Below are 1,194 nucleotides of genomic sequence, written 5' to 3' on the forward strand. Positions count from 1 at the left end.
AAAAATAGGCTTTTCGAGGGTAATTCTTGTTTTAATTCTCCATGTACGCAGTCTTTAAAAGCCTCTATTTCGTTCCAAGACACGATTAAGAGTGGCTTTTAGGCTAAGTATAATTACTTATCGCGTAAGTGAGATGCTCCCCTGGTATCAAATAAATCAAAGGGTGAAACCTAAGTTAACAAATAAATACAAGTGACTCCTAAACTATACAAATCACTAAGATTGATCGGCTTACCGTTGGCTTGTTCTGGTGCGATATATTCCGCTGAACCGATTACTGTACCAGTAACAGAACGGTTAAGATGTGTAACAACTTTAGACGCGCCAAAATCTACTAAAACCGCTTTCTTGTCTGAGTTACGTCTAATAATATTTTCTGGTTTAATGTCTCGGTGAACCACTCCCTGACTATGAATAAAATCTAAAACCGGCAAAATATCCGTTAATAAAGCTTTAATCTTGGCTTCATTAAATACCCCCTGGCTTCTTAATTCTTGTTCTAAATTCTGTCCTTCAATATATTCTTGTACCAAATATTGACGGTCATCATCATGATTGAGATAGGCGAAAAGTTCAGGGATTTGGGGATGTTTTCCTAACTTCTCTAATTGGATTGCTTCTTTTTCAAATAATTCTGAGGCTTTCTCAATTGTATCAGTCCCTTGAGCCGAAGGAAAAAACTGTTTAATCACACAATAAGGTCGAGAAGGCTTACTGTAATCTATCGCCTTAAAAGTGCGACCAAATCCTCCTTGACCAATTAATTGAGTTGCTTGATAACGCTCTTGTAAGAACAATTTCGAGCGGCATTTTTCACAGAATTTATTGCCATCTGGATTGGCGGAGGAACAATTAGGATTGAGACACAGACTCATGGTTTTTACTCCTTTAAGTAGTTGGGTTGACGTTAAAAAAGTAGCTGTTGGTTATGTTGGGTTTCCTGTCTTAGCTGTTGGTTATGTTGGGTTTCCTGTCTTAGCTGTTGGTTATGTTGGGTTTCGTGCCTCAACCCAACCTACGGTACTTCTTCCTACTTTACATTTTTACATGAACTAAGCCTAAAGCCTAAACTATGTTGCAGCAATTCCAAATTCAGAATGTAGCAAGGAATACAGAATACAAAACGCTTTTGCCCTGTAGCTCCCCATCCAAAATCAAGAAGAATTAACGCGAGTAACAGGGATGGCCTCATCG

Annotated in this window: 1 pseudogene; it reads right to left on the reverse strand. The window is 38.4% G+C overall.

The window, feature by feature from the left end:
• Nucleotides 1-173: 173 nt before the first annotated feature.
• Nucleotides 174-875: pseudogene (locus PX481_RS09480) on the reverse strand (protein kinase domain-containing protein); the annotation flags it as partial.
• Between the last annotated feature and the right edge of the window lie 319 nt (nt 876-1,194).

The sequence above is a fragment of the Microcystis sp. M53603_WE2 genome, from assembly GCF_030065435.1.